This is a genomic window from Mesorhizobium sp. WSM3862 (assembly GCF_002294985.1).
Lineage (GTDB): Bacteria > Pseudomonadota > Alphaproteobacteria > Rhizobiales > Rhizobiaceae > Mesorhizobium.
In genome coordinates this window covers 1-2,592 of record NZ_NSGE01000023.1, presented here as the reverse complement: position 1 = coordinate 2,592, position 2,592 = coordinate 1, and the positions used below count along the sequence as shown (strand labels likewise).

Genomic DNA, 2,592 nt, shown 5'->3' with positions numbered 1-2,592 from the left:
CCCGCCCCCCCCCGCCGCCTCCCCCCCCCCACACCACCCGGCCCCCCCCCCGGCCGCCCCCCCCACCGCCGCCCCGCGGCCGCCCCCCCCCGCCCCCCCCCCCCCCCCGCCCGGCGTCGATGGCATCGAGGCAAACAGGCATGTCGAGGCCGCGCTGAGGGATTGGCAGCGGCTGAGCTTGATACGGCCCGACGCACCGCCGTCTGTGCCGGCTCGAGAGGCTGTGAGCCAGGTGGTCGCCATCGCGGGCCTTTCCGTACGCATCGAGTACCCTGCAGCCCGCGCCTTTCCCGCGGTCGCCGTGTTCCGGCATCTCGAGGTCCGGCGAGAGACTGCCGACATTCTGTTCCAGCTGGTCGAGCATGAGGGACGGGTCCACCTGTTCCGGGATGGCGACTGGATTCTGTCCTGCGCGCCCGACGAGCTCCCCGTCATGCTGAAAGGGCAGATGCTGATCGAGGTCCTCGACCGCAGCGCCTACGAACTTGCTCTGCACGCGGCTGCGCTTCTCAAAAATGAGCGCATCGTGCTTCTCTGCGGCAACCCAGGCGCAGGCAAGACTACGTTGACCCTGGCGCTGGTCAATGCAGGGTTCGGTTTCGCATCTGACGATGTGACGCTGTTGGACTCCCGGGGACATGGCATTGGTCTGCCGTTTGCGCCCGCCGTCAAGGCGGGAGCATGGTCGCTTTTGGCCGAACGCTACCCCAATCTCGACGCTGTTCCGGTTTGTCGCCGGCCGGACCGCAGGCGAGTTCGGTTTGCGGTGCCCAGCGAGGTCGTGCCGTCCTCCCCCATACCAATCGGCTATGTAATCCAGCTTCGTCGAGGTCGCGACGCGAAAGCTTGCCTCGAGCCGATCGACCCGGCCAGCGCATTGCGTGTGCTGCTCAACGGGGCGTTCGCACCCGGCCGAGAGTTGAGCGGCAGCGCCTTCGACACTCTGACCCAAGTAATCGGATCGGCGGGCACCTATTGTCTGAGCTATTCGAAGCTCGATGATGCAGTAGAGCTGATCACGAAGGCATGCCGGTGAGACACAGAGGCAACGCGCTCGAGGCTCTGATCGCCGGACTTCGCGGCAGTCCGGCCGACGGGGCCGATTGGCACGCCGTAATCGCTCTGGCCAATCGCACTTTGCTCACGCCGGATTTGTTCTCCTCCCTCGCGCGCGCCGGCCAGATCCACCGGCTGCCGCAGGACGTGTACGAATATCTCCGGTTCGTTCACGACTGCAATCGGGAGCGGAACCTGCGGCTGCGCGCCCAACTGCTCGAAGCCGTTGCGGCGCTTAATGGCCGCGGCATCGTTCCGCTCCTGCTCAAGGGCGCTGTTCCCTTGTTCCTTGCGCCGGCAGGCCGGGCTCCCAGCAGGATGACAAGCGACCTCGATTTGGCCGTGGAGCCGGCCGAAGAGGCCGCCGCCCAAATCTGCCTTGAAGAGCTCGGCTATGCCGAGGTGGCAGGCGAGCGAGGCATGGCGCGTGAGCAGGATGCCGGAATGCTGGAACTCCGGGCGCGCCGGGCGATCGACTTTGAACCCCCTATGTTCGTCCAGCACGACGATTTGCGGGTGAATATTCCTACTGCCCAGTCCCGGGCTATGCACTGGATCGTGCACGACCTGTTTAAGGAGGGCGACTACTGGCGCGGAAGGATTGATCTCAGGCATCTTCACGACCTGGCACAATTGGCGGAGACCGAGAACGTGGACTGGAGCGCGCTGCAGGCATCCATGTCGGACCGAAGCGCCCGCAATGCGCTGGACGCCCAGCTGCTGGCCTTGCATCACTTCTTCGGAACCAGGATCCCGGCAAGATGCGCCCGGCGTCCGATCGTCCGTTTCCAGCACTGGAGGCGCGTCTTCACGGCGACCCACCCGATCATCGGCGCTCCGTTGCGCCTGGCCGGGAATTTGATTTGGGGAACGCGGCGGTTTCTAAGCGCCAGGGGTTCGGCGAGGGGGGGCTCGTCCGATTTCGCGCGGCGCATCGCTCGTACGCTTTTGCTTCCAAGCGCGAAAATCTAAGCCTTTTGGTGAACTAGTATCCTGGCATCGGGAAACATAAGCTGTTGTGATACTTTGGAACCCGCATGGGAGAATCGTCATGCCAACCGAAAGCACGAAACGCTCGGAAAGGACGCAGGAAGTCCTCGTTTCAGAGGCTCAGGCGCGCCGGGACTTTCTCAAGAAGGCAGGGCGTTTTGCGGCGGTGACTCCACCGGCCATAACGGTTCTGCTCGGCACCAGCCTGAACTCCAGAGCAATCGCCAAATCGGGAGGAACACGCCCGGGCAACGGCTGGGGCGACAAAAACCACATTCACCTCGGGCCTCCCGGCCAGTCGTAAGGTTGACCGTCAGGGTCGCTGAAGCAGCGTTTTGAGAACCAAAAGCGCGTCGCGCGGAAATGGATCCGGGCGGCGCGCTTTCGCGTCTTTGCTTCAATTTTGATACCCCGATCGCTGGCGGCACGCCGCGGTCGGGGTATTTGTTTGTTGGCGGTCGCTCCCCCTGTCAGATCAGGCGAGCAGCCAATCGTTCAAATGGAATTCATAGATCTTGCCGTCGTTCTCGGTCGGATTCGAGTCGT

Annotated in this window: 3 protein-coding genes; all 3 read left to right on the top strand. The window is 64.0% G+C overall.

Features of this window, described 5'->3' with window-relative positions; genetic code table 11:
• The first annotated feature begins 223 nt into the window (after nucleotides 1-223).
• The 3 genes from CK224_RS30500 to CK224_RS30490 all read left to right on the top strand — a co-directional run bounded on the left by CK224_RS30500 (nucleotide 224) and on the right by CK224_RS30490 (nucleotide 2,350).
• On the top strand, nucleotides 224-1,036 hold the full coding sequence (locus tag CK224_RS30500) for an aldolase (protein WP_176478072.1): 813 nt from the start codon (nucleotides 224-226) through the stop codon (nucleotides 1,034-1,036).
• Nucleotides 1,027-2,028: a nucleotidyltransferase family protein gene (locus CK224_RS30495; protein WP_245426358.1), complete on the top strand. Its 1,002-nt coding sequence runs from the start codon at nucleotides 1,027-1,029 to the stop codon at nucleotides 2,026-2,028. The genes CK224_RS30500 and CK224_RS30495 overlap by 10 nt, the downstream gene beginning before the upstream one ends.
• Before the next feature lie 79 nt (nucleotides 2,029-2,107).
• Entirely contained in the window at nucleotides 2,108-2,350 is a 243-nt protein-coding gene (locus CK224_RS30490) for a hypothetical protein (protein ID WP_082980372.1), read from the top strand.
• Nucleotides 2,351-2,592: the final 242 nt, after the last annotated feature.

What these genes read in the sequence shown, in the direction of transcription:
- CK224_RS30495 (WP_245426358.1), top strand. Translation starts at nt 1,027, where the DNA reads ATGCCGGTGAGACACAGAGGCAACGCGCTCGAGGCTCTGATCGCCGGA.
- CK224_RS30490 (WP_082980372.1), top strand. Translation starts at nt 2,108, where the DNA reads ATGCCAACCGAAAGCACGAAACGCTCGGAAAGGACGCAGGAAGTCCTC.